Origin of the sequence: Escherichia sp. TC-EC600-tetX4, assembly GCF_019356055.1 — a bacterium.
Classification (GTDB): domain Bacteria; phylum Pseudomonadota; class Gammaproteobacteria; order Enterobacterales; family Enterobacteriaceae.
On the sequence record NZ_CP079924.1, the window covers coordinates 2884242 to 2909712 of the forward strand.

The following is a 25471-nucleotide window of genomic DNA, read 5'->3' on the forward strand; positions in this document are numbered from 1 at the left end:
GAAGAAATAATGGCAACGCCAGTGAAGAAGTGGTTATTGCGCGTTGCCCCCTGGTTTTTACCGGTGGGCATCGTGGCGGTGTGGCAACTGGCCTCCTCGGTTGGCTGGCTGTCGACGCGTATTTTGCCTTCACCGGAAGGAGTGGTGACGGCGTTCTGGACGCTCTCCGCCAGCGGCGAACTGTGGCAGCATCTGGCGATCAGCTCCTGGCGGGCGCTGATTGGCTTTTCAATTGGCGGATCGCTGGGGTTGATTTTGGGACTGATTAGCGGGCTATCTCGCTGGGGAGAACGGCTGCTGGATACCTCAATTCAGATGTTGCGCAACGTGCCGCATCTGGCGCTGATCCCGCTGGTGATTTTGTGGTTTGGCATTGATGAATCCGCAAAAATCTTTCTGGTGGCGCTCGGTACGCTATTCCCCATTTATATCAACACCTGGCATGGCATCCGTAATATCGATCGCGGGTTGGTGGAGATGGCGCGTAGCTATGGATTATCCGGCATACCGCTGTTTATCCATGTGATCCTGCCTGGTGCCCTGCCCTCAATTATGGTCGGCGTGCGTTTTGCGTTGGGCCTGATGTGGCTGACGCTGATTGTTGCCGAAACCATTTCTGCCAATTCAGGCATTGGTTATCTGGCGATGAATGCGCGGGAGTTTTTGCAAACGGACGTGGTGGTAGTCGCTATTATTCTTTACGCCCTGCTCGGCAAACTGGCTGACGTCAGCGCGCAGCTGTTAGAGCGCCTCTGGTTGCGCTGGAACCCGGCTTATCATTTGAAGGAGGCCACGGTATGAATACTGCTCGTCTGAACCAGGGCACGCCATTGTTGCTCAATGCAGTAAGCAAACATTACGCGGAAAATATCGTCCTGAACCAACTGGATTTACATATTCCGGCAGGTCAGTTTGTGGCGGTGGTGGGCCGCAGCGGTGGTGGCAAAAGTACCCTGCTGCGCCTGCTGGCAGGTCTGGAAACGCCAACCGCAGGCGATGTGTTAGCGGGCACCACACCGCTGGCTGAAATTCAGGAAGACACGCGAATGATGTTTCAGGATGCGCGTCTGCTACCGTGGAAATCGGTGATTGATAACGTTGGGTTAGGCCTTAAAGGCCAGTGGCGCGATGCCGCACGTCGAGCGTTGGCTGCGGTAGGACTGGAGAATCGCGCAGGGGAATGGCCTGCCGCACTTTCTGGCGGGCAGAAACAGCGAGTGGCGCTGGCAAGAGCGTTGATTCATCGACCGGGATTATTGTTGCTTGATGAACCGCTCGGGGCGCTGGACGCCTTAACGCGACTCGAGATGCAGGATTTGATTGTGTCACTTTGGCAGGAGCACGGCTTTACCGTACTGTTGGTGACGCATGATGTGAGCGAAGCGGTAGCGATGGCTGACCGGGTGCTGTTAATTGAAGAGGGAAAAATTGGTCTGGATTTGACAGTGGATATCCCCCGTCCGCGTCGATTAGGGTCGGTGCGATTAGCGGAGCTGGAAGCGGAGGTGTTGCAACGGGTGATGCAACGTGGTGAATCTGAAACTCGCCTGAGAAAACAGGGGTAAATTCCCCGAATGGCGGCGCTATTGCCGCCATTCGGTTATTTATCAAGCCAGTGCTTTAGTTATCTTCTCGTACAGATCGCCAGAGAGATTTTCCAGCCCTTTCAACTGTTCCAGCGCCGCGCGCATTTTCTCCTGACGTTTGGCATCGTAACGTTTCAGGCGAATCAGCGGTTCAATCAGACGTGAAGCCACCTGCGGGTTACGGCTGTTGAGGTCGGTAAGCATTTCCACCAGGAACAGGTAACCGCTGCCATCTTCGGCATGGAACGCTGCCGGATTGCTGCCCGCAAACGCGCCAATCAACGAACGAATACGGTTCGGGTTGCTCATGGTAAATGAGCGATGCTGCAACAGGCCGCGCACCGTCTCCAGCACATTCGCCGCCGGGCTGGTGGCTTGCAGGATAAACCATTTATCCATCACCAGACCGTTCTGATGCCACTTGTCGTCGTACTCCTGCATCAGCGCGTCACGGCAAGACAGCTGTGCGGCAACCGCCGCAGAAAGCGCCGCCAGCGCATCAGTCATATTGTTTGCTTCGTGGAACTGCTTGCTCACCAGCACATCAGCCAGATGCGTTTCACCAAAAGCGAGGAAACGCAGGCAGGCATTACGCAGAGTGCGTTTTGCAATATCTTCATGCTCAACACGGTACTCGCTCTGGTAATTCGCGTTGTAAATAGCCAGTAGCTCATCCGCCAGTTCAGTCGCCAGAGTACGAGTGAGTGCTTCGCGTACTTCGGCAATAGCAATCGGGTCGATGATATCGAACAATTCAGCCATTTCATTGACAGAAGGCAGCGTCAGGATTTCTGCCGCCAGCGCTGGATCAATCTTCTCATCAAGCAGTACCGCGCGGAAAGCATCAGCCACATGCACCGGCAGAGACAGCGGCTGACCTTGCTGATGACGCGCGACGTTCAGCTTGATGTAGGTTGCCAGCAAACTTTGCGCCGCATCCCAGCGGGAGAAATCATTACGCGCATGACGCATCAGGAAGGTCAGTTGCTGATCGCTCCACTTATATTCCAGTTTCACTGGCGCAGAGAATTCGCACAGCAGCGCAGGCACCGGCTGGAAGTAGACATTATCAAAGACAAAGGTCTGTTCCGCCTGAGTGACGTTCAGCACGGAATTCACCGGATGACCGCCTTTCTGCAACGGGATCACTTTGCCTTCGTTATCATACAGTTCGATGGCAAACGGAATATGCAGCGGCTGTTTTTCTGCCTGATCCGGCGTGGCTGGCGTGCGCTGGCTGATGGTCAGGGTGTACTGCTCGGTTTCCGGATTGTAGTCGTCTTTGACGGTCACAATCGGTGTACCGGACTGGCTGTACCAACGGCGGAAATGGGAGAGATCGACATTCGACGCATCTTCCATCGCCTGCACAAAGTCGTCACAGGTCGCTGCACTACCATCATGACGCTCGAAATAAAGCTGCATCCCTTTCTGGAAGTTTTCTTCGCCAAGCAGGGTGTGGATCATGCGAATCACTTCCGCGCCCTTCTCGTAAACGGTCAGGGTGTAGAAGTTGTTCATCTCAATGACCATATCCGGGCGGATCGGGTGCGCCATCGGGCTGGCGTCTTCTGCAAACTGCAATCCGCGCATGGTGCGTACATTATTGATGCGGTTAACTGCGCGGGAACCAAGGTCAGAGCTGAACTCCTGATCGCGGAAGACGGTTAAACCTTCTTTCAGGCTGAGCTGGAACCAGTCGCGACAGGTCACTCGGTTACCGGTCCAGTTATGGAAATATTCATGGCCGATAACGCGTTCAATATCGAGGTAATCTTTGTCGGTGGCGGTGTCGGTGCGGGCCAGCACATATTTGGAGTTAAAGATATTCAGCCCCTTATTCTCCATTGCGCCCATATTGAAGAAATCCACCGCGACGATCATATAGATGTCGAGGTCATACTCCAGGCCAAAGCGTTCTTCATCCCATTTCATGGAGTTTTTCAGCGAGGTCATCGCCCACGGCGCGCGATCAAGGTTGCCGCGATCGACGTACAGCTCCAGTGCTACTTCGCGACCAGAACGCGTGGTAAAGGTATCGCGCAGTACATCAAAGTCGCCTGCCACCAGCGCAAACAGGTAGCACGGTTTCGGGAACGGGTCCTGCCACTGTACCCAATGGCGTCCGTTTTCCAGTTCGCCTTGCGCAACGCGGTTACCATTGGAAAGCAGGAAGGGATATTTGATTTTATCGGCAATAATTTTGGTGGTAAAACGCGCCAGCACGTCCGGGCGGTCGAGATAATACGTAATATGGCGGAAACCTTCGGCTTCACACTGGGTGCAAAGCGCATCGCCTGACTGATAAAGCCCTTCCAGCGCGGTATTCGCCGCCGGGCTTATTTCATTAATGATCTTAAGCGTAAAACGCTCCGGCAAATTACTGATAACCAGTGCGCCCTCTTCTTCTTTCCAGGCGGTCCACGGCTCATCATTAATATGAACAGAAACCAGTTTGAGGTCTTCGCCGTTGAGACGAAGGGGAGCATCTGATGCACCATGACGGACAGCCTGGCTGACCGCGGTAACGACCGTCTTTTGCGCGTCGAGGTCAAAGGTCAAGTCAATATCAGTAATCTGGTAATCCGGCGCACGATAATCGTGACGGTATTTGGCTTGTGGCTGTTGAGTCATAAATAACCTTTAGCATCTTTTATAGAGTCTGGTGTTCAGTCTATTCCTGTTGCGTAAATCGCGCTATGCAGAATCTTCATCTTTTCAGGTACAAACGCCTTTATTGCTACATTTTTATAACATACACCGCGTAATGCCATCGACCAGAAAGGTGGCATATGGTGTGATCGGGGTTCAATAAATTGCGAAACAAGGTATACTCCAGCAGTTCCTGAAGATGTTTATTGTACTAAACGCTCCTGTACGAGGACGCTACTGCGCACCTATGACACAATTCGCTTCTCCTGTTCTGCACTCGTTGCTGGATACAGATGCTTATAAGTTGCATATGCAGCAAGCCGTGTTTCATCACTATTACGATGTGCATGTCGCGGCGGAGTTTCGTTGCCGAGGTGACGATCTGCTGGGTATTTATGCCGATGCTATTCGTGAACAGGTTCAGGCGATGCAGCACCTGCGCCTGCAGGATGATGAATATCAGTGGCTTTCTGCCCTGCCTTTCTTTAAGGCCGACTATCTTAACTGGTTACGCGAGTTCCGCTTTAACCCGGAACAAGTCACCGTGTCCAACGATAATGGCAAGCTGGATATTCGTTTAAGCGGCCCGTGGCGTGAAGTCATCCTCTGGGAAGTTCCTTTGCTGGCGGTTATCAGTGAAATGGTACATCGCTATCGCTCACCGCAGGCCGACGTTGCGCAAGCCCTCGACACGCTGGAAAGCAAATTAGTCGACTTCTCGGCGTTAACCGCCGGTCTTGATATGTCGCGCTTCCATCTGATGGATTTTGGCACCCGTCGCCGTTTTTCTCGCGAAGTACAAGAAACCATCGTTAAGCGTCTGCAACAGGAATCCTGGTTTGTGGGCACCAGCAACTACGATCTGGCGCGTCGGCTTTCCCTCACGCCGATGGGAACACAGGCACACGAATGGTTCCAGGCACATCAGCAAATCAGCCCGGATCTAGCCAACAGCCAGCGAGCTGCACTTGCTGCCTGGCTGGAAGAGTATCCCGACCAACTTGGCATTGCATTAACCGACTGCATCACTATGGATGCTTTCCTGCGTGATTTCGGTGTCGAGTTCGCTAGTCGGTATCAGGGCCTGCGTCATGACTCTGGCGACCCGGTTGAATGGGGTGAAAAAGCCATTGCACATTATGAAAAGCTGGGAATTGATCCACAGAGTAAAACGCTGGTTTTCTCTGACAATCTGGATTTACGCAAAGCGGTTGAGCTATACCGCCACTTCTCTTCCCGCGTGCAATTAAGTTTTGGTATTGGGACTCGCCTGACCTGCGATATCCCCCAGGTAAAACCCCTGAATATTGTCATTAAGTTGGTAGAGTGTAACGGTAAACCGGTGGCGAAACTTTCTGACAGCCCTGGCAAAACTATCTGCCATGATAAAGCGTTTGTTCGGGCGCTGCGCAAAGCGTTCGACCTTCCGCATATTAAAAAAGCCAGTTAATATCATCAGGGAGCTAATCGGCTCCCTTTTTTTACCTTTAATTCCGAAATCTTTCGCTGCATTTGCGAATTCTGCTTGTCTGATTGCAGATGCCAGGTAACATAGGTATCCCCCCATTTACGGGTGGACAAGTGTTTATTTTTTCCGACTATTAACAGAGAGAATATTATGAGCGTTGTGCCTGTAGCCGACGTACTCCAGGGCCGTGTAGCCGTTGACAGCGAAGTCACCGTGCGCGGATGGGTACGTACCCGCCGAGATTCAAAAGCTGGCATCTCCTTCCTCGCCGTTTATGACGGTTCCTGCTTTGATCCTGTACAGGCTGTCATCAATAATTCTCTGCCCAATTACAATGAAGACGTCCTGCGTCTGACCACCGGCTGCTCGGTCATTGTGACGGGTAAAGTCGTGGCGTCGCCGGGCCAGGGGCAACAATTTGAAATTCAGGCCAGCAAGGTTGAAGTTGCTGGTTGGGTTGAAGATCCAGACACTTACCCGATGGCGGCAAAACGCCACAGCATTGAGTATCTGCGTGAAGTCGCTCACCTGCGTCCGCGCACAAACCTGATTGGTGCCGTCGCGCGCGTTCGCCATACGCTGGCGCAGGCGCTGCATCGCTTCTTTAACGAGCAGGGATTCTTCTGGGTTTCAACGCCACTGATTACCGCATCTGATACCGAAGGTGCAGGCGAAATGTTCCGCGTTTCTACGCTGGATCTGGAAAACCTGCCGCGTAACGATCAGGGCAAAGTGGATTTCGACAAAGACTTCTTTGGTAAAGAGTCTTTCCTGACCGTATCTGGCCAGTTGAACGGCGAAACCTACGCTTGCGCATTGTCCAAAATTTATACCTTCGGCCCGACTTTCCGTGCTGAAAACTCCAACACCAGCCGTCACCTGGCGGAATTCTGGATGCTGGAGCCGGAAGTGGCGTTTGCTAACCTGAACGATATTGCGGGTCTGGCTGAAGCCATGCTGAAATATGTCTTCAAAGCGGTTCTCGAAGAACGCGCTGACGACATGAAATTCTTCGCTGAACGCGTAGATAAAGATGCCGTTTCACGTCTGGAACGCTTCATTGAAGCCGATTTTGCGCAGGTGGATTATACCGACGCAGTGACCATTCTCGAAAACTGCGGCAGGAAGTTTGAAAACCCGGTTTACTGGGGAGTCGATCTCTCTTCTGAGCATGAGCGTTATCTGGCGGAAGAACACTTTAAAGCACCGGTAGTGGTTAAAAACTATCCGAAAGATATTAAAGCGTTCTATATGCGCCTTAACGAAGACGGTAAAACCGTTGCGGCTATGGACGTTATGGCTCCGGGCATCGGTGAGATCATTGGTGGCTCCCAGCGTGAAGAACGTCTGGACGTGCTGGACGAGCGTATGCTGGAAATGGGCCTGAATAAAGAAGATTACTGGTGGTATCGCGATCTGCGTCGCTACGGTACTGTTCCGCATTCAGGTTTCGGTCTTGGTTTTGAACGTCTGATTGCTTACGTAACTGGCGTGCAAAACGTACGTGATGTGATTCCGTTCCCACGTACTCCGCGTAACGCCAGCTTCTAATTTAGCGTCTTCAAGAGCCAGCGCCCGCTGGCTCTTTTTTTATCTTTTCTGTCAAGTTATCTGTTTGTTAAGTCAAGCAATCTATTTGCAACCCCGCCATAACGATCATCCTGTTACGGAATATTACATTGCAACATTTACGCGCAAAAACTAATCCGCATTCTTATTGCGGATTAGTTTTTTCTTAGCTAATAGCACAATTTTCATACTATTTTTTGGCATTCTGGATGTCTGAAAGAAGATTTTGTGCCAGGTCGATAAAGTTTCCATCAGAAACAAAATTTCCGTTTAGTTAATTTAAATATAAGGAAATCATATAAATAGATTAAAATTGCTGTAAATATCATCACGTCTCTATGGAAATATGACGGTGTTCACAAAGTTCCTTAAATTTTACTTTTGGTTACATATTTTTTCTTTTTGAAACCAAATCTTTATCTTTGTAGCACTTTCACGGTAGCGAAACGTTAGTTTGAATGGAAAGATGCCTGCAGACACATAAAGACACCAAACTCTCATCAATAGTTCCGTAAATTTTTATTGACAGAACTTATTGACGGCAGTGGCAGGTGTCATAAAAAAAACCATGAGGGTAATAAATAATGATGAAGCGCAATATTCTGGCAGTGATCGTCCCTGCTCTGTTAGTAGCAGGTACTGCAAACGCTGCAGAAATCTATAACAAAGATGGCAACAAAGTAGATCTGTACGGTAAAGCTGTTGGTCTGCATTATTTTTCCAAGGGTAACGGTGAAAACAGTTACGGTGGCAATGGCGACATGACCTATGCCCGTCTTGGTTTTAAAGGGGAAACTCAAATCAATTCCGATCTGACCGGTTATGGTCAGTGGGAATATAACTTCCAGGGTAACAACTCTGAAGGCGCTGACGCTCAAACTGGTAACAAAACGCGTCTGGCATTCGCGGGTCTTAAATACGCTGACGTTGGTTCTTTCGATTACGGCCGTAACTACGGTGTGGTTTATGATGCACTGGGTTACACCGATATGCTGCCAGAATTTGGTGGTGATACTGCATACAGCGATGACTTCTTCGTTGGTCGTGTTGGCGGCGTTGCTACCTATCGTAACTCCAACTTCTTTGGTCTGGTTGATGGCCTGAACTTCGCTGTTCAGTACCTGGGTAAAAACGAGCGTGACACTGCACGCCGTTCTAACGGCGACGGTGTTGGCGGTTCTATCAGCTACGAATACGAAGGCTTTGGTATCGTTGGTGCTTATGGTGCAGCTGACCGTACCAACCTGCAAGAAGCTCAACCTCTTGGCAACGGTAAAAAAGCTGAACAGTGGGCTACTGGTCTGAAGTACGACGCGAACAACATCTACCTGGCAGCGAACTACGGTGAAACCCGTAACGCTACGCCGATCACTAATAAATTTACAAACACCAGCGGCTTCGCCAACAAAACGCAAGACGTTCTGTTAGTTGCGCAATACCAGTTCGATTTCGGTCTGCGTCCGTCCATCGCTTACACCAAATCTAAAGCGAAAGACGTAGAAGGTATCGGTGATGTTGATCTGGTGAACTACTTTGAAGTGGGCGCAACCTACTACTTCAACAAAAACATGTCCACCTATGTTGACTACATCATCAACCAGATCGATTCTGACAACAAACTGGGCGTAGGTTCAGACGACACCGTTGCTGTGGGTATCGTTTACCAGTTCTAATAGCACACCTCTTTGTTAAATGCCGAAAAAACAGGACTTTGGTCCTGTTTTTTTTATACCTTCCAGAGCAATCTCACGTCTTGCAAAAACAGCCTGCGTTTTCATCAGTAATAGTTGGAATTTTGTAAATCTCCCGTTACCCTGATAGCGGACTTCCCTTCTGTAACCATAATGGAACCTCGTCATGTTTGAGAACATTACCGCCGCTCCTGCCGACCCGATTCTGGGCCTGGCCGATCTGTTTCGTGCCGATGAACGTCCCGGCAAAATTAACCTCGGGATTGGTGTCTATAAAGATGAGACGGGCAAAACCCCGGTACTGACCAGCGTGAAAAAGGCTGAACAGTATCTGCTCGAAAATGAAACCACCAAAAATTACCTCGGCATTGACGGCATCCCTGAATTTGGTCGCTGCACTCAGGAACTGCTGTTTGGTAAAGGTAGCGCCCTGATCAATGACAAACGTGCTCGCACGGCACAGACTCCGGGGGGCACTGGCGCACTACGCGTGGCTGCCGATTTCCTGGCAAAAAATACCAGCGTTAAGCGTGTGTGGGTGAGCAACCCAAGCTGGCCGAACCATAAGAGCGTCTTTAACTCTGCAGGTCTGGAAGTTCGTGAATACGCTTATTATGATGCGGAAAATCACACTCTTGACTTCGATGCACTGATTAACAGCCTGAATGAAGCTCAGGCTGGCGACGTAGTGCTGTTCCATGGCTGCTGCCATAACCCAACCGGTATCGACCCTACGCTGGAACAATGGCAAACACTGGCACAACTCTCCGTTGAGAAAGGCTGGTTACCGCTGTTTGACTTCGCTTACCAGGGTTTTGCCCGTGGTCTGGAAGAAGATGCTGAAGGACTGCGCGCTTTCGCGGCTATGCATAAAGAGCTGATTGTTGCCAGTTCCTACTCTAAAAACTTTGGCCTGTACAACGAGCGTGTTGGCGCTTGTACTCTGGTTGCTGCCGACAGTGAAACCGTTGATCGCGCATTCAGCCAAATGAAAGCGGCGATTCGCGCTAACTACTCTAACCCACCAGCACACGGCGCTTCTGTTGTTGCCACCATCCTGAGCAACGATGCGTTACGTGCGATTTGGGAACAAGAGCTGACTGATATGCGCCAGCGTATTCAGCGTATGCGTCAGTTGTTCGTCAATACGCTGCAGGAAAAAGGCGCAAACCGCGACTTCAGCTTTATCATCAAACAGAACGGCATGTTCTCCTTCAGTGGCCTGACAAAAGAACAAGTGCTGCGTCTGCGCGAAGAGTTTGGCGTATATGCGGTTGCTTCTGGTCGCGTAAATGTGGCCGGGATGACACCAGATAACATGGCTCCGCTGTGCGAAGCGATTGTGGCAGTGCTGTAAGCATTAAAAACAATGAAGCCCGCTGAAAAGCGGGCTGAGACTGATGACAAACGCAACATTGCCTGATGCGCTACGCTTATCAGGCCTACGCGTCCCCTGCAATATTTTGAATTTGCACGATTTTGTAGGCCGGATAAGGCGCTCGTGCCGCATCCGGCATAAACAAAGCGCACTTTGCCAGAAATCCAGGCCAGCATTAAAAGCGGGCTTTTTTATGTGCCTTACCAGACGGGCATTTCGTCTTGCAGGAAGGGATTATGCAGGCGTTCATAACCAAGTGTGGATAATGGTCCGTGACCCGGAATAAATATCACGTCATCCCCCAGTGGCAGCAATTTATCTTTGATTGAAGAAATCAGTTGATTATGATCGCCACGCGGGAAGTCACTGCGCCCTACTCCGCCTTTGAAAATAACATCGCCAGAAATCAGCAGCTTTGCCCGATCATCAAAAAACACGACATGACCCGGCGTATGCCCAGGGCAATGTAACACCTGTAAAGTCACATTCCCTATGCTGATGGTATCGCCTTCGTTCAGCCAACGATCTGGCGTCAGCGGCTGGCACTCTTCCAGACCAAACATACGACTTTGCGCAGGCAAGCCTTGCAGCCAGAACTCATCTTCTTTTTCCGGGCCGAAAACCGGCACGCCGTAATGTTGCGCCAGTTCCGCCGCTGCGCCAACGTGGTCCAGATGACCATGCGTCAGCAGGATCTGCATCAGTGTCAGGCCGCTGTCATCAACTTCCTGTTTGATTTTTTCCGCATCGCCGCCAGGATCGACCAGTGCGGCCAGACGGGTTTGTTCACACCAGATTAATGAACAGTTCTGGGAGAATGCGGTGACCGGAATAATACGATAGTTCATACTGCCCCTGTTTCGTTAAGCAATTACTACCAGTGCCGTGCTGGCCCGGTATCAATATGCACAAAGTTACTACGTGGATAATATCCTACACCACCTGCGCGCATAGATAACGCGGCTTTGCGAATATTGCTTAACGCGATACCTTCAATATGGAAATCCATCGCCTGGCCTTTAGTGTGATAGCTTTTCTTCGCTACTCCACGGCTGCGGGCGCGTAGTTCATTGTTGGTATCAATAGAACGATAACCGGAAATGAGTTGCACCGGTTTGCGCGTGCCTAACAACCCTTGCAGGCGATACAACTGGTCGAATAATCCTGGGTCGATGGACTTTATTTTGTTCGCGCGGTAATCGCGGAAAAAATGGTTAAGTTTTGCCAATTCTTCCTGAATATAGCCTCTGCCATCGAAAAACTCCGCTTTGATTGACTCTCCGGTATGAAGATTATTGAGTGTCAAAATGCGCGGGCGTGGGGTAGAGAGTGTTGCAAACGCAGGGGTCGGCAGGATGGCGGCACCGAGTGCAACGCCACCAAGCGCCAGCAATTTGCGGCGATTAGCGTCGAATTTGTCCATGATAATCAAGTCTACAGGTCAATGTTATCGTTTATATGCACTTCTGGCGCACAAGAGGCACCTTAACCGCCCGTAAAGCAGACGTCAAGATGACTCAACCCCAGCAGTGACGGGGGCTGCAGAGAATCGCCCCCAATCATGCTAATTATTACGACAACTGATTTCCCCGAACTACTTCATTTACCTGATTAATTGTTCCGCTTTCGATACGATTTGCGAGCTGGATCGCGCAGGCAGATCATAATTGTAAATATCTGTACGATACTGGGTACGACCATCTGCACCAACAAAGGCCGTCAGGTAGTAGAGATTCACCGGAATCGACTGCCGAATATTGACGTAACGTGTATCACCCTGCTTCAGCGCATCAGAAATACGTTTGTCATTCCAGCCTGCATCCTGCAACAGCATATTCGCCAGATCGGAAGCTTTATTCACTCGTACACAGCCTGAGCTCAATGCGCGTGTATCACGCTTGAACAGATTGTGGTTCGGCGTGTCATGCAAATAAATGGCCTCTGAACTCGGCATATTGAATTTATAGCGCCCCAGCGAGTTCCGTGGGCCTGGAGCCTGCTGGAAGCGGAACGGTAAATTCGAGGCCGTGATTGTAGACCAGTCAACCTGCCATGGGTCAATCGCTTCTCTGCTGTTCCAGCCGCGCATCACCGTATAGCCATGGCTTTCGAGATATCCCGGATCGTTGCGCACTTTTGGCAGAATATCTTTGCGTGCCAGAGTTGGAGGTACGTTCCACGGCGGGTTTACCACTACGTTGTTAAGGGCACTGCTCATCATCGGCGTTTTGCGATCGGGGCGACCGACAATGACTCGCGAATCCAGCACCTGATTGCCGTTCTGATAGTAGACCAGCGAATAGGCCGGAATGTTAACCATGATCCCGGTAGAAAGCTCTGTTGGCAGCAAGCGCAATCGCTGGATGTTGAGAGCCAACACACCAGCACGCTGGGCGGGCGTTACGTTTAACCAGTCACGTGTTGCCGGGCCAATAGCACCATCTGCCCCCAATCCTTGCCATGCCTGAAAACGTTTAACGGCTTCCACCAGTTCATTATCGTAGGCGGCGCGAACGGCAGGCGCAGGTTTACTACGAGACGTCGTTTGCTTATCCATCGGCTTAGTTTCTGCTGTTTCAACAGTAACAGCGGATGGGCTGACTACCGCGTCAGTTGGCGTGTCATCGCCAGGTAGAGTAATTTTCGGCCCCCCGTCCAACATGCCTGTGCGTTGCAATATTTCGCGCAACGCCGGTACGTCGTTACTCCACTGCCCTGGGCGCAACGTTGCTTTGCCGGTCAGTTGGGGCCACGGTTTGGTGTCACAGAGTAAGGCCAGTAACGATTCATGCATCGCCGCATATTGCGGATGCTGCGGTGCCAGTCCTGCAACAAACGTAGGCAATTGACCTTTATCCAGCGCCAGCTGCCATTGGTTAATCACCGAGAGCGGCGGCGTTGCAAGTGCATAAGGTTTACTGCTATATAGCCAGCGAGTGCCTTTGACCGGAATATTTGCAATGAAATGGAGATAGCCCATCATCGCATCAGAGAGCACCACGTCGCGTGCCATCCCGTTAACACCAGGATCGGTCAGTAACTCTACCCATTTATTAAACTGCGGCTGGAAACCGGCAATCGCCACCTCTGCCAGCTGTTGCTGGAAGGCTTTAACAGCATCACGGTTTTCCCACATGGGTTGCATATCGCGTGCGGCATACAACAGTTGAAGCTGGTTAAGATAAACCGGCTTGTAACCTGCGGGTAATTGAGATTCGATTTGCGTGCGGGCTTTTTCTGCCGCACCTTCAGGCAATGGCTGGATCCCCGCCATTATTGCCGTGGCTTGCGCCTGCGGCAGTGCCTCGCCCTGTTCACTGACAGCCACCGGGCTGTCGCCAGGGATTACTTCAGGCTCATCGGCCTGCGCATTGAACAGTGGAGCGAATGTTACGGCCAGGCACAAACTGATTGCCGACAGCTGACGACCACACATCATATTAAGCAACATCCCTTGCCCCCTGTTTTTATCATACTCTGAATAGCCAGGCTGTTATTTTACGACTTGCCTGTACAACGCCAATACTCACGAAAGTATGACGAGCAAGCCTGTTACTCATCAGGCTTATCTTCAGTATATAAACGCCGATACGTTTTTACATAACCTAATGTAAAGAAGTTTAAAGAAAAGCGCGCCGTAATGTGCCACTTTTTTAGTGCAGAAACGGAGTTTTCGGAAAAAGAAAAGGCGGCATTGCTGCCGCCTTAATTTTAACTCGCCTGAGAAGGCGCTTCGTCAGTTCCTGGAAGCGTTTCAGGGAGTTGCGGCGCAAATCCTCGCAGGCCGACGACATGAACGTGTTCGGTATTCTGGAAGACTTTACGCACCAGTTTATAGGTGGTGCCTTTCTCCGGGCTGATATTTTCCGGCGCTGCGATGATGAGTTGCATTTGCAAACGCTCACACAATTCAAACAGCGTGGCGATAGAACGAGCATCCAGTCGCGCTGCTTCATCGAGGAACAGCAGGCGGCAAGGAGAGATATCTTTACCGCGCAGGCGGCGAGATTCATCTTCCCAGCTTTGTACCACCATCACCAGAATCGACATACCGGTACCAATCGCCTCACCGGTCGACAATGCACCAGACTCTGCGCGCAGCCAGCCATCGGAACCACGGTTAACCTCAACTTCCATTTCCAGATAGTTGCGGTAATCCAGCAGTTCTTCACCGATGGTCTGCGGCGTGCGCTGCCCCATATCAATCTGCGGGTTAAGACGTTGATACAGTTTCGCCAGCGCTTCCGAGAAGGTCAAACGGTTGCTGTTAAACAGATCCTGATGCTGCTCGTGCTGTTCAGAGAGCACATCCAGTAGCATGGCGTGCGTTTCACGCACGTTCACGTTGAGACGCACGCTGTTCACCTGACCAAACGATACGTTCTGCAACCCCTGGTTGAGCATACGGATACGGTTCTGCTCGCGCTGAATGGTTTTGCGAATGATGTTCGCCACGCTGCGGGAACTGATCGCCAGTTTCTGTTCACGGGAGGTTAATTCTTCGGTCAGACGGCTAAGTTCAATCTCCATCTGTTCGATAGCTTCCACCGGATCATCGGTACGAATAATATCCTGACGAATACGTTCACGCAGATGCTGATAAACCGCCACGAAGAACTGAATTTTACGCTCCGGACGTTTCGGATCTTCCGACATGCGCAGCACGTCGCGCAGATGTTCGTTATCCGCCACCGCCAGACGCAGCGCACCTAACGCCTTATCCGACATGGAACGCAAATCATCAGCGGAGAGATAAGCCAGCTCACGACGGTGTAAGCGGCGCTCAACGCCGTTATCTTTCACCATGCGCATCACCGCACACCAGCCCGCTTTGGCGGTCACTACCTGCTCGCGCATCTCAAAGTAATCCCGCTCCAGCTTGCGCAGTTTGCGGGTCAGGTTGTCCATCTCCGCTTCGCAGAAGGTAAGCGCTTTTTCCAGTTGATTGCGGCGTGAACGGTTATTGCTCAGTTGCGCATGCAGCTCGTCACGGCGAATACGCGCCCGCTCTTCTGCCCCGCTATCAGCACGCACGCCGATATCCTGCAATTCACGTTGCAGATCGTTGAGTAGCTCTTTTTTGGTGTCGTAAGAACTTTTCAGCGAAGCCAGCACCTGGTTGTACTGACTCAACTGCGCTGCGTGACCGCGCAACGCTTCGCGAGCGCGGGTACGCTCCGCTTCCGCCTGTTCCAGACGTTCACGCAGTTTTTCGTTGAGATCGCTGTTACCGCTAAGCATTTCTGCCGAGTCAGAATAGCTAAAGTGCGCACGACGCTGCACCACTTCCGTCAGGGCAAACGCCTGCTGACGGGCATCGCGCTGCATCTGCTGAGAGTACGCGTAATCTTCTTTTAACTGTTCGAACTGTTCCGGGTCGCTCTGCAATACCGAAACAATCGGTTCCAGTTTCGCCAGTTGATTGCCAAACTGCTGAACAAAACGCGCGGCTTCCTGGGCTTCATCCAGACGTTCGCGGATTTCATCGACGCGATCCGCCAGGCTGTCATCAGCCAACAGGTTGAGACGCGGCAGAATGCGGTTCAGCGCCGTAACGCCCTCTTTCGCCTGCTCAAACTGAATACGCTGCTGCTGGTTATCATTTTCATGATTACTTAACGCCCGCTCCAGTTCGACGCGACGGCTGTTCAGTTGACGGATTTCTGCTTCCGGGTCAGACTCAAACGCAACCGCCAGATGACTGCCGATAAAGCGGCTGAACGCCTGATGCAGACGCTGAGTTTTCTGTACATCAAAGGAGAGCGTGGCGAAGCGTTCGGAAAGCACTTCACGCTCGGCATGGAGGCTTTCAATACGGCTTTCACGCGCAGCACGACCAAACAGCGGCACTTCCGGGAAACGTGAATAACGCCACTGACGATCGGCGATTTTCACCACTACCGCTTTTTCCAGCTCATCAACGCTGAACACGCTGTCATCGAATGACTGCGGATCTCCTTCGATCAGATAGAGATCTTCCGGGCAATCGGTCAAGCCTTCCAGGTGTTCAGTTACCTGTGACAGATCTGGCACCACGATGGCGTGGCGTGACGGGCCATACAGCGCTGAGAAGTACGGCGCATCTTCCAGGCTAACGTCGTCATAAATTTCTGACAGCAGCACACCACCAAAACGCTCCGCCAGCGCGTTCAGACGCTGATCTTCAGAGCCGCCAGGCTGGCTTAAACGTTCGATCTCTTCATCGACGGCGTTTTTGCGCGCGCCCACTTCATCGCGTTCAACAATCGCCTCTCGCTCACGCTCCAGCAACTGTTGCAGATATTCGGTGACGTCCTGGCTGGAGGTAAACTCTTCGCCGCACTGTTCGCTCAACTGGTTGAGACTGTTTTGCGCTGCCAGCCAAACCGGCGCACGCTGCATCAAACTCTGAATGCGAGACTGCAGCTGTTCCTGCTCCTGGCGCAGTGCCATGCGCTCTTCACGGGCGTTAGACACGCTATCGGAAAGAGAGGCAATGCGTGCTTCCAGTTCCTGATGCAGGGCTTCCAGTTCGTCGATATCAAAATTCTTGCCCTGACGTTTGCAGAAATCTGCCAGCAGACGCTCAGCTTCTTGCTGCTCGCGTAGACGCTGTTCCAGTTCGCTTAATCGCATCCGCAGCGGCTGAACCTGCTCTGCCAGGTGACGCTGATCGACCCCTTCGCGCAATAGTTCGCGAGCGACATCCCACGCCTCGTTACGCGCCAGTGGGCCGTTGATTGCCACCACCAGCTGATAAGCCTGCTCAAACTGGCTGTGCGCGGTTTGCGCCATGCTCATTTTCTGCTCAAGAGAGAGCATTTTTTCAGTCGCTTCCAGCTCTTTCGCCTGGAAGGTTTCCAGCCATTCGGCGGCGCAGTCGGCGGTTAAGTCCGGCAGATGGCACAGTTCTTTGGCACGATTAAGCGCAGCAATCGCCTGGTTATACTGGATCGCGCGCGTTTGCTGGACGTCCAGCGCCTGCTGGTAGTCAGCAAGCTGGCTTTTCAGCTCGTCCACTTCCAGTTCGGCAGCTTCCGCACGAGCCTCATTCTCTTGCTGGCGTTCGATGGCTTCTGCCACCACTTCATTTTGCTCTTCCAGACGGATCTGCAGCTCATCGAGATCCGCTTCGTAGCGTTCGATCTTCTCCTGCTGACGCAGTGCGGTTTGCACCAGGTTCAGGTGATCACTGGCCGCCTGATAATCCGCTTCCAGATCGCCTTCGGCACCGTTGTGCTCTGCCAGCTCACGCGCCATATCGACGTGTTTGTACTGCTCAGCCGCCAGTTGCTGACGCGAAGTATGTAGCTCGCGACGAAACTCCAGGGCTTTGTCGAGATGGACACGGCGCTCGTTGGCGTGACGCATGTAGTCCGCCGCCACGTAGTTGGTGGCTTCGCTGATCAGATGCTTAAACAGGTCGCGGTCCGACTGGGTGACACGAATCGCTTCCAGCGTCATACGGTTTTCACGCAGCGCCGCTTCCATGTCATGGAACGCTTTACGCACGCCGCTGTTTTCTGGCAACAGGTAGTCGCGCAGAGAACGGGTAATGGCACTGGAGATCCCGCCATACAGCGAAGCTTCGATCAGACGATAGAATTTGCTACGGTCAGATGCGGAGCGCAGACGACGCGCGATGATGCCCAGATCGAACATCAGCGAGTGGTAATCAGTAATGGAGTTGAACTGTTTAAACTGCACGCCTTCCATCGCCTCGAGCTTGTCTTTCAGCTCGTTAAGCGGCAGCACGCGCGCCTGGCGTTCGTTCAGGGTTTCGGTCACCAGCTGTGTCGGCTGCACCGACATCGGCAGTCCCTGAATGGCAAACGGCTTGATATCCACTTTACGATCGCGTCCGGCAACCTGTTGCAGACGCACACCGACCACCACGCGCTGGTGGCGCGAGTTAATGGTGTCGAGCATCGAATAACAGACACCCGCTTTCAGCTTACCGTGCAGACCTTTATCGCGCGAACCGCTGGTGGCCCCGGCTTCCGTAGTGTTACGGAAATGCAGCAGGGTCAGGTCGGGGATCAGCGCCGTAACGAACGCCGCCATGGTGGTGGATTTACCCGCCCCGTTACCGCCAGAAAGCGTCGTGACCAGCTCGTCAAGGTCAAAAGTTCGGGCAAAAAAGCCGTTCCAGTTAATCAGCGTCAGTGAGCGAAATTTACCGCGTTCAATCATTATTCTTCCTCTCCGCTATCTGGCTGATTCTCTTCGGTTTCATCGTTGAGTTGCAGATGATTTTCAATCGGCATTGCTTCGCCATCACGAATCAGGCGACGCTGTGCTTCACGGGGATCGTCGCCAGCACGCACATCGGCTCCGAAGCGGAACACCGATTCGGTAATGCGAAACTTGCTGCTGTCGTGGCCCATAAACCACACCATGCCTAAACGACGCAGACGGTTGAGCGAAGAACGTACTTTCTCCTGCAACTTCTGACGGTCAACGTCTGAACCGGTTGAACGGTTGTTCACCAGTTTCAGCAGTTTTGCTTCATCGGCCAGGGTGAGCAGTTCGTCGTACAGTTCCTGCTGGGTGAAAATCCCCTCATTCGCCAGCCGTTCCGGGCTGAGATAGAGATAACAGAGGATTTTCCCGACCATCATATCCAGTTCCGACAAGACGGAACGAGGGATCAGCGTGGTGGAACGTGGGCGTAAATAGAAGAACCCTTCTGGTGCGCGAATAAGCTCAACGTTATAACGCGCGTAAAACTCTTCCAGATATTCCTGAAAATCCATCAGGAATGCATGATTATCCAGTTCGTCGAGGCCAATATGGCGTCCTGAACGTAAGGCGCTGTCCAGCGCCGGAAATAACGGATTCGCCAGCGCCTGCGCCAGCTTAACCGGCATCACTTGTTCAATATTTGTCGATGACATGCGCCTGTACCTTGGCTCCGTAATCATTAATCGGCTGCCATTTCGCTGGCAGTCCGGTGAAATCTGCTTGCGCTACGCCAAGACGTACCGCCTGATCAATAACAATACGCGCAACGTCAAAGTGACGTGCACGCGGATACTGTGACAGATATTCGCGTACCACCAGACCAAGATCCAGCGGCACTTGTCTGGTTTTGTACACGGCAAGTTGTTCTTCGATGATCGCCGCCAGCTGTTCGCGGATCTCGTTAAACTCTTCGTATTCCAGATCCTCAGGAAGTTCCCCAGTCACTTCTTCATCGCGCAGTGCCATCTCTTCGTCACGCATATCCAGCAGACGATCGGCATTGGCATAAGTTAGCGCCCACGGCTCATCAAAATAGGTTTGTACCGACTGACGTAACCGCTGAGCAAAGACGCGGTTTTTATCCATATCGATCGCGGTACGAATAAATTTGTGTACGTGGCGGTCGTAGCCAATCCACAAGTCGATGGATTGCTGGCCCCAACTGATAATACGATCGAGTTTGCTCTGCAGATCGAACACCAGACGATCGACGAAATGCAGATCGTCATGGGTCATCGTCGCATCCTGAATGCGCAACAGATTAGCCTGCAATTTGTCGCCTGCCGCTTCCAGCGTATCCTGCAATTCACGCAGCGTTCCGGAAGTTTCCGAAAGCAACAATTCACAGCTGGAAATCGCCGCCCGCCAGTCTTTGTTCAGCAACTGGGCGATATCGTCCTTCACCTGCTGCTGCTGTTCGTCCATCAGACGTTGCGTCAGGTCGATACTGTCGAAAATTTCTGCTACCGAATATTTCAGTGGCGCATAGACATTACGGTGCCAGTGAAATTCATCACCGCCCTCTTCGGCGGCATCTGCTGCGCGTTTGAGCTCACCCGCCACAATCGACAACTGCATAGAAAGACGCAGCGTAGAAAACTCGCGCTGACGGATGTAGTAGTCAGTAATGCCGATGCCGAGCGGCGTCAGACGGTAAATTGCGTTCCCTTCCGCCTGCTCGCTGGTAAAGCGGTTCAGCAGACGTTGACGCACCATGTCGTTGATCGCGTTATTGGCGCGCACGCCGATGGTTTCGCTGGTTTGCTCAAACGCATCACTCACATGGCGGAATGCATCCACCAGCTCGCCTTCACTCATCTCACCATCCAGACGCTCGCCGTTCAGCGTGGCAACCGCCAGCAGAAAAGAGAGTCGGTCTACCGGCAGCGAGATGGAGAAGTCATTTTTTCTGGCCCAGGCAACCAGTTCGGGGACTGTCTGGGAAAATTCACTCATACTTTATCCTTGCTCTGCGGTTTGCGCGCGGTGACATGAATATAACGCCCCAGGGTAATATACGGTTCCTGACGGCAATAACGCGTTTCTAATTCAAGTAATGCTTCATAGCAGTCGCGCTGCTGGTGTTTCTCGCGCAGATAATCATGAAACACGCGAACGCCTGTCTTACCCATAATTTGCCAACCAGCTTCTTCCAGCCACAGATAAACCTGCGCCGGGTCGCGTGGATAATCTGGCGAAAGCGTCCGTTTTTTCTTTTTCGGCATTCCCGCCTGCACGTAATCAAAATTCCCGGCGACCATGTTATGCATCAACAAACCATGCGCATTGTAGAACATTAACGACAACACGCCGCCTGGACGCAACACTGACCAGAGGGTCTGCAATACGCTGCGGGGATCAGCCACCCACTCGAGCACCGCATGGAACAATATCAGATCAACGGGCGTTTCCAAATGCGAAGCAACATCCTGAGCGGCGCAATGTATAAATTGCATGTTGTCGCTCACACCTTTTGCTTCTGCCGCCTGTTTTGCGCGGTCGATCATCTGCGCAGAAAGATCGCATAAAATGACCTGATGCCCACGCTCGGCCATTTTGATTGCGGTCTGCCCTTCTCCACCGCCAGCATCCAGCACACGCAGTTTTTGCGGGCCCATTTCCGCCAGCACGCGATCGAGATCCTGCCACAGAATAGCCTGTCGAAGCTGCCCTTTGGTGGTGCCGTAAATGTTACGGGAAAACTTTTCCGCAATATCATCAAAATTGCGATCCTGCATTGCTTTCTCCACCGGTTGGCTAAGACGTTTTCTGATAAAGACGCTATTTTGTCACAGCCACGGCGAGAATGAACCCGTCTGGTGTAATATCGCTGGCGATCCCTTGCTATATGGTTAAAAAAGGAACCAGAAAGGATGCTTTTTACACTGAAAAAAGTGATTGGCAATATGTTGCTGCCACTTCCGCTGATGTTGTTGATTATTGGCGCTGGCCTGGCGCTGCTGTGGTTTAGCCGTTTTCAAAAAACCGGGAAGATTTTTATTAGCATTGGGTGGCTGGCGCTCTTGTTATTGAGTTTGCAACCGGTAGCCGACCGCCTGCTGCGTCCCATCGAAAGCACCTATCCGACATGGAATAATTCGCAAAAAGTGGACTATATCGTGGTGCTCGGAGGTGGTTATACCTGGAACCCGCAGTGGGCACCGAGCTCTAATTTAATCAATAACAGTCTGCCACGCCTGAATGAAGGTATTCGCTTATGGCGCGAAAATCCGGGATCAAAACTGATCTTCACGGGAGGCGTAGCAAAAACCAATACGGTGAGTACAGCGGAAGTAGGTGCCAGAGTTGCGCAATCGCTGGGCGTGCCGCGCGAGCAAATTATCACCCTGGATTTGCCAAAAGATACCGAAGAAGAAGCTGCAGCAGTGAAACAGGCGATTGGTGACGCCCCTTTCCTGCTGGTGACCTCCGCATCACATCTGCCGCGGGCGATGATCTTTTTTCAGCAGGAAGGGTTAAATCCGCTACCAGCCCCGGCGAATCAGTTGGCCATCGACTCGCCGCTTAACCCGTGGGAACGGGCAATCCCTTCTCCGGTCTGGTTGATGCATAGCGATCGTGTTGGCTATGAAACGCTTGGCCGTATCTGGCAGTGGCTAAAAGGTTCGTCAGGCGAGCCACGGCAAGAGTGATTTTGATGCCAGATCGAAGTTGCGCCGACTAAATCGTCCGGTATTAACCAGTTGCGCAACTTCATCCCATAACACATACAACCAACGCCGCCAGATGAACGACTCCGCCACTGGCGCGCGTTGCAGGTAACTCCAGAGCAAATCTTCCGCCAGAGAATTATCCATTAGTCGGAACAGTTCGTATTCTCGCGGTGCCCAAAGCATTAGTCCCGGCCCGACCATCGCCAGTAACTGATCGCTGCGCGAATCTTTCAACATGCTGCGTAAACAGAAGTTACCGTGAATCAGCACACAATTGTCGTTAAAGCCTTCAAATAATGCCGGGAGACATTCGCGAGTGCGAAACAGGATCCGCTTATCCTGCATCGTCAGACCGGTGTTATTGAACTGATTGAGCGTGGTCCATAGCACTTCAACATGTTGCCGGTACCATGAGGGCCAGAAATTTTCCTGAGTATTGTCGACCGCGCCGACGCAACCGCGACTGTCCTGACGGTGCCAGGCCAGTAAGGCTTCAACGATTTGGTCTTTGAGTTGTTCCCAGCGTTCTGGTGTTCGGGCTGGTGCCTCCACCGAAACACCACGCATCCGCTCCAGTAGCAGGACATCGGGGCCGGGGTGTTCTTCATGCGTCATCACACCATAAATAGTCGGCATACGGACAGTCCCACTTCTTGCCAGCATGGTGGTTTTCCATGCCAGTTGTCGGGCTTTTCCGGGCGTACTAAAGCTTCTTGCCATTAACGGCATTGGGTTTCCCTGGCTGTCATACAAAGCCCACAACGCCGTATCCGCTTTTTCATTGACGCACTCAATACGACTGAGTTTTTCGCCCAGTAAATGGCTTAATTCGGCACGCAGCTGTTCCATTCAGATTACCCTCATAAAAGCTACTGCTTTCATAATGAGCGCCAATATAAAAGATGTCACCTGAATGAGATCAATTGTTGAAAAGAAAAATTGAGGAAAATCGTAACGGTACGACACTCCTCCCAAAATTGGCTGAAGTGTCGTGAAGTGAAATTAGCGCATTTCAGCGCGAACGCGCTCAAGATCTTCAGGGGTATCCACACCTGTGCCAGGAACTTCCTGAGCAACAGCAACATGGATTTTTTCGCCGTACCACAGAACACGAAGCTGCTCTAACATTTCGATGTGTTCTAACGGACTTGGCTGCCAGTTGACGTAACGACGGATAAAGCCTGCACGGTAGCCATAAATACCAAGATGACGCAGGAAGTTATCGCCAACGGTTTCAAGGCCTTCTGCAAAACGATCACGATCCCAAGGAATGGTGGCGCGAGAGAAGTACAGTGCATACCCTTCAGCGTCGAGAACCACTTTCACCGCATTCGGGTTAAACGCTTCTTCCGCATTGTGGATTGGCACCGCCAGAGTCGCCATACCCACCTGACGCTGAGCGAGGTTATCAGCAACCTGACGAATGATTGTCGCAGGGATCATCGGTTCATCACCCTGCACATTAACGATCACCGTGTCGTCGCTGAATGCGCATTTTTCGACAACTTCCGCCAGACGTTCTGTTCCTGACTGATGATCGGCGCGCGTCATACATACTTCACCGCCAGCGGCTTCAACGGCGCGGGCAACATCCTCATGATCGGTTGCCACGATGATGCGCTCGGCACCTGATTCACGCGCGCGTTCAAGAACATGAACAATCATGGGTTTGCCGTTAATATCAACCAATGGTTTACCGGGCAGACGCGTGGACGCGTAGCGCGCGGGAATAATGACCACAAAACTCATGATTTACTCTCATCAGCAGTCAGCACGCGGGCTTCCGTTTCCAGCAACACTGGAATGCCATCACGCAGCGGGAAAGCGAGGTTGTCCAGTTTGCAAATAAGCTCTTGTTTTTCCTGGTTATACCAAAGTTTTCCGTTGCAAACCGGGCAGGCAATGATTTCAAGCAGACGATGATCCATAGTTCCTCCAGATGGATCGGGTTATGAATGCATAAATCTTATCATAATCATTTATGCGACGGGGTCTATTTCCCAGCCGGTGCGGCAATCAGTAAAGAGGCCTTGCGGGCAGCATCCTAATGTCACCCGCGTTGCCTGCTGCCAGTTAGCGAAATCAGTAATCGCCTGACGTAGCCCTTTTTGCAGCGTTGTCGTTGGTTTAATACCTTCCTGTAACCACAGAGAGATAACTTCAAGGATGCCTGTCTGGCGATGCATTTTGGCATCCATTCGCCCAACTAATTGCCCACGATGTAATAACGGCAGAACAAAATAGCCATACTGGCGTTTCGGCGCTGGGGTATAGCACTCCAGCCGGTAGCTAAAATCAAAAAGCTGCTCTGCGCGTTTGCGATCCCAGACAACAGGATCAAAAGGCGAAAGTACCGCGCTGTGCGTTGCAGTGAGCTTTCCGGCCAGCGCTCGCTCGAGTAGCGGCAGCAAATCATCATGCAGCCAAAGATTGCCCAATTTTTCAACATGCACAGCAATGATTTGCTGCTGTTCAGCCCTCGCTTCGCGCCACGCCGCCAGTGCCGGACGTTTCAGCCGATAGTAATCTGCCAGCCACTGTTCGCGGAATATTCCCAGGCTACGCGCACTGTTATCCAGCATGATGATTTCTGCTTCTGTTTGCGAAACGAGATCGCGCTCATCATCCCAGTCAGGCATGACACGGTGGGTTAAATCATAAACGCGCTGGAAGTTGCGCCGTTCAATCACCATCACCTTTCCGGCAGTAAATAAACCTTCCAGATGCCGTTTATGCGGCTTCCATTCCCACCAGCCGCTTGCACCTTTACGAGGATGCTCAAAATCGGCTGAACGTACCGGCCCCTTATCATGAATATGCTGAATTAACTGTGCAATTTCCGCCTCATGTTCCTGCATCCAGGCGTCTTTGTATTTCCAGCCCATTTTTTCAGGTGCCAGCATGCGGTGGCGAATAAGACGAAAGTCGCTACGCGGCATAAAGCAGGCTTCATGCGCCCAGTATTCCATTAATTCGCCACGCGCCAGAGACTCATCCAGCCACTGGGCAGGATAATTTCCCAGACGACTGAAAAGCACCAGATATGGACTACGGGCAACAATATTGATGGTATCGATTTGCAGCAAGGACATGCGGGAGATCGTTGCCGGAATATCCTCCAACGACGCTCGACGGCGGGGTTTGTTTAACAGGCCTTGTGCGGCAAGGTGAAGATTACGCGCATCAGCAAGGGAGAGGTGCGGCAGCGACATTCATGACTCCATCAATCG

19 protein-coding genes are annotated in these 25471 nt (G+C 51.9%); 7 read left to right on the forward strand and 12 right to left on the reverse strand.

Features of this window, described 5'->3' with window-relative positions:
- Positions 1-9: 9 nt before the first annotated feature.
- Positions 10-801, forward strand: a complete 792-nt coding sequence (gene ssuC / locus KXD89_RS14115; protein ID WP_000235203.1) for an aliphatic sulfonate ABC transporter permease SsuC — start codon at positions 10-12, stop codon at positions 799-801.
- The gene (gene ssuB / locus KXD89_RS14120; protein WP_001090506.1) at positions 798-1565 is read left to right on the forward strand and encodes an aliphatic sulfonates ABC transporter ATP-binding protein; all 768 of its coding nucleotides are present in this window, start codon (positions 798-800) and stop codon (positions 1563-1565) included. Before ssuC ends, ssuB begins: the two co-directional genes overlap by 4 nt.
- A 42-nt stretch (positions 1566-1607) precedes the next feature.
- On the opposite strand, the gene pepN is transcribed toward ssuB, so the two are convergent.
- The gene (gene pepN / locus KXD89_RS14125) at positions 1608-4220 is read right to left on the reverse strand and encodes an aminopeptidase N (protein ID WP_196038994.1); all 2613 of its coding nucleotides are present in this window, start codon (positions 4218-4220) and stop codon (positions 1608-1610) included.
- Between the two features lie 265 nt (positions 4221-4485).
- Between pepN and pncB the strand changes: the two genes are divergently transcribed.
- The 4 genes from pncB (at position 4486) to aspC (ending at position 10323) form a co-directional block, all read left to right on the forward strand.
- Entirely contained in the window at positions 4486-5688 is a 1203-nt protein-coding gene (gene pncB / locus KXD89_RS14130) for a nicotinate phosphoribosyltransferase (RefSeq protein ID WP_001307697.1), read from the forward strand.
- A gap of 168 nt (positions 5689-5856) precedes the next feature.
- Positions 5857-7257 (forward strand): asparagine--tRNA ligase, encoded by a 1401-nt coding sequence (gene asnS, locus KXD89_RS14135; RefSeq protein WP_216685315.1) that lies wholly within the window; start codon positions 5857-5859, stop codon positions 7255-7257.
- A 602-nt stretch (positions 7258-7859) separates the two neighbouring features.
- Positions 7860-8948 carry a porin OmpF gene (gene ompF / locus KXD89_RS14140; protein WP_000977920.1) on the forward strand — a complete coding sequence of 363 codons (1089 nt, stop codon included), beginning with the start codon at positions 7860-7862 and terminating at the stop codon, positions 8946-8948.
- Between the two features lie 184 nt (positions 8949-9132).
- Positions 9133-10323 carry an aspartate transaminase gene (gene aspC / locus KXD89_RS14145; protein WP_000462687.1) on the forward strand — a complete coding sequence of 397 codons (1191 nt, stop codon included), beginning with the start codon at positions 9133-9135 and terminating at the stop codon, positions 10321-10323.
- Positions 10324-10544: 221 nt separating this feature from the next.
- Here aspC and gloC read toward each other — a convergent pair whose 3' ends face one another.
- From gloC to cmoM, 7 genes are all read right to left on the reverse strand, one after another.
- Entirely contained in the window at positions 10545-11192 is a 648-nt protein-coding gene (gloC, locus tag KXD89_RS14150) for a hydroxyacylglutathione hydrolase GloC (protein WP_001109486.1), read from the reverse strand.
- 26 nt (positions 11193-11218) lie between these two features.
- A complete protein-coding gene (locus tag KXD89_RS14155; protein ID WP_001295932.1) occupies positions 11219-11767 on the reverse strand; it encodes a YcbK family protein in 549 nt (182 codons plus the stop codon).
- Positions 11768-11947: 180 nt separating this feature from the next.
- Complete coding sequence (gene ldtD, locus KXD89_RS14160; protein WP_000925969.1) at positions 11948-13795, reverse strand: L,D-transpeptidase; 1848 nt, start codon at positions 13793-13795, stop codon at positions 11948-11950.
- 260 nt (positions 13796-14055) lie between these two features.
- Positions 14056-18516, reverse strand: a complete 4461-nt coding sequence (gene mukB, locus KXD89_RS14165; protein WP_216685314.1) for a chromosome partition protein MukB — start codon at positions 18514-18516, stop codon at positions 14056-14058.
- Entirely contained in the window at positions 18516-19220 is a 705-nt protein-coding gene (gene mukE, locus KXD89_RS14170; protein ID WP_001295347.1) for a chromosome partition protein MukE, read from the reverse strand. Before mukE ends, mukB begins: the two co-directional genes overlap by 1 nt.
- Positions 19201-20523, reverse strand: coding sequence for a chromosome partition protein MukF (gene mukF / locus KXD89_RS14175; RefSeq protein ID WP_001288850.1), 1323 nt, complete (start codon positions 20521-20523; stop codon positions 19201-19203). The genes mukE and mukF overlap by 20 nt, the downstream gene beginning before the upstream one ends.
- Complete coding sequence (gene cmoM / locus KXD89_RS14180; protein WP_001298300.1) at positions 20520-21305, reverse strand: tRNA uridine 5-oxyacetic acid(34) methyltransferase CmoM; 786 nt, start codon at positions 21303-21305, stop codon at positions 20520-20522. Before cmoM ends, mukF begins: the two co-directional genes overlap by 4 nt.
- A gap of 135 nt (positions 21306-21440) precedes the next feature.
- On the opposite strand from cmoM, the gene elyC reads away from it, so the two are divergent.
- Positions 21441-22220 carry an envelope biogenesis factor ElyC gene (elyC, locus tag KXD89_RS14185; protein ID WP_000899600.1) on the forward strand — a complete coding sequence of 260 codons (780 nt, stop codon included), beginning with the start codon at positions 21441-21443 and terminating at the stop codon, positions 22218-22220.
- Here elyC and KXD89_RS14190 read toward each other — a convergent pair.
- The 4 genes from KXD89_RS14190 to ycaQ form a co-directional block, all read right to left on the reverse strand.
- Positions 22197-23090, reverse strand: coding sequence for a YcbJ family phosphotransferase (locus KXD89_RS14190; RefSeq protein ID WP_000436922.1), 894 nt, complete (start codon positions 23088-23090; stop codon positions 22197-22199). The genes elyC and KXD89_RS14190 overlap by 24 nt on opposite strands.
- Before the next feature lie 153 nt (positions 23091-23243).
- Positions 23244-23990 carry a 3-deoxy-manno-octulosonate cytidylyltransferase gene (gene kdsB, locus KXD89_RS14195; protein WP_000011603.1) on the reverse strand — a complete coding sequence of 249 codons (747 nt, stop codon included), beginning with the start codon at positions 23988-23990 and terminating at the stop codon, positions 23244-23246.
- On the reverse strand, positions 23987-24169 hold the full coding sequence (gene ycaR / locus KXD89_RS14200) for a protein YcaR (RefSeq protein WP_000350058.1): 183 nt from the start codon (positions 24167-24169) through the stop codon (positions 23987-23989). Before ycaR ends, kdsB begins: the two co-directional genes overlap by 4 nt.
- Before the next feature lie 51 nt (positions 24170-24220).
- Positions 24221-25453 carry a crosslink repair DNA glycosylase YcaQ gene (gene ycaQ / locus KXD89_RS14205; protein ID WP_000056538.1) on the reverse strand — a complete coding sequence of 411 codons (1233 nt, stop codon included), beginning with the start codon at positions 25451-25453 and terminating at the stop codon, positions 24221-24223.
- Between the last annotated feature and the right edge of the window lie 18 nt (positions 25454-25471).

What these genes read in the sequence shown, in the direction of transcription:
- ssuC (WP_000235203.1), top strand. Translation starts at nt 10, where the DNA reads ATGGCAACGCCAGTGAAGAAGTGGTTATTGCGCGTTGCCCCCTGGTTT.
- ssuB (WP_001090506.1), top strand. Translation starts at nt 798, where the DNA reads ATGAATACTGCTCGTCTGAACCAGGGCACGCCATTGTTGCTCAATGCA.
- pepN (WP_196038994.1), bottom strand. Translation starts at nt 4,220, where the DNA reads ATGACTCAACAGCCACAAGCCAAATACCGTCACGATTATCGTGCGCCG.
- pncB (WP_001307697.1), top strand. Translation starts at nt 4,486, where the DNA reads ATGACACAATTCGCTTCTCCTGTTCTGCACTCGTTGCTGGATACAGAT.
- asnS (WP_216685315.1), top strand. Translation starts at nt 5,857, where the DNA reads ATGAGCGTTGTGCCTGTAGCCGACGTACTCCAGGGCCGTGTAGCCGTT.
- ompF (WP_000977920.1), top strand. Translation starts at nt 7,860, where the DNA reads ATGATGAAGCGCAATATTCTGGCAGTGATCGTCCCTGCTCTGTTAGTA.
- aspC (WP_000462687.1), top strand. Translation starts at nt 9,133, where the DNA reads ATGTTTGAGAACATTACCGCCGCTCCTGCCGACCCGATTCTGGGCCTG.
- gloC (WP_001109486.1), bottom strand. Translation starts at nt 11,192, where the DNA reads ATGAACTATCGTATTATTCCGGTCACCGCATTCTCCCAGAACTGTTCA.
- KXD89_RS14155 (WP_001295932.1), bottom strand. Translation starts at nt 11,767, where the DNA reads ATGGACAAATTCGACGCTAATCGCCGCAAATTGCTGGCGCTTGGTGGC.
- ldtD (WP_000925969.1), bottom strand. Translation starts at nt 13,795, where the DNA reads ATGTTGCTTAATATGATGTGTGGTCGTCAGCTGTCGGCAATCAGTTTG.
- mukB (WP_216685314.1), bottom strand. Translation starts at nt 18,516, where the DNA reads ATGATTGAACGCGGTAAATTTCGCTCACTGACGCTGATTAACTGGAAC.
- mukE (WP_001295347.1), bottom strand. Translation starts at nt 19,220, where the DNA reads ATGTCATCGACAAATATTGAACAAGTGATGCCGGTTAAGCTGGCGCAG.
- mukF (WP_001288850.1), bottom strand. Translation starts at nt 20,523, where the DNA reads ATGAGTGAATTTTCCCAGACAGTCCCCGAACTGGTTGCCTGGGCCAGA.
- cmoM (WP_001298300.1), bottom strand. Translation starts at nt 21,305, where the DNA reads ATGCAGGATCGCAATTTTGATGATATTGCGGAAAAGTTTTCCCGTAAC.
- elyC (WP_000899600.1), top strand. Translation starts at nt 21,441, where the DNA reads ATGCTTTTTACACTGAAAAAAGTGATTGGCAATATGTTGCTGCCACTT.
- KXD89_RS14190 (WP_000436922.1), bottom strand. Translation starts at nt 23,090, where the DNA reads ATGGAACAGCTGCGTGCCGAATTAAGCCATTTACTGGGCGAAAAACTC.
- kdsB (WP_000011603.1), bottom strand. Translation starts at nt 23,990, where the DNA reads ATGAGTTTTGTGGTCATTATTCCCGCGCGCTACGCGTCCACGCGTCTG.
- ycaR (WP_000350058.1), bottom strand. Translation starts at nt 24,169, where the DNA reads ATGGATCATCGTCTGCTTGAAATCATTGCCTGCCCGGTTTGCAACGGA.
- ycaQ (WP_000056538.1), bottom strand. Translation starts at nt 25,453, where the DNA reads ATGTCGCTGCCGCACCTCTCCCTTGCTGATGCGCGTAATCTTCACCTT.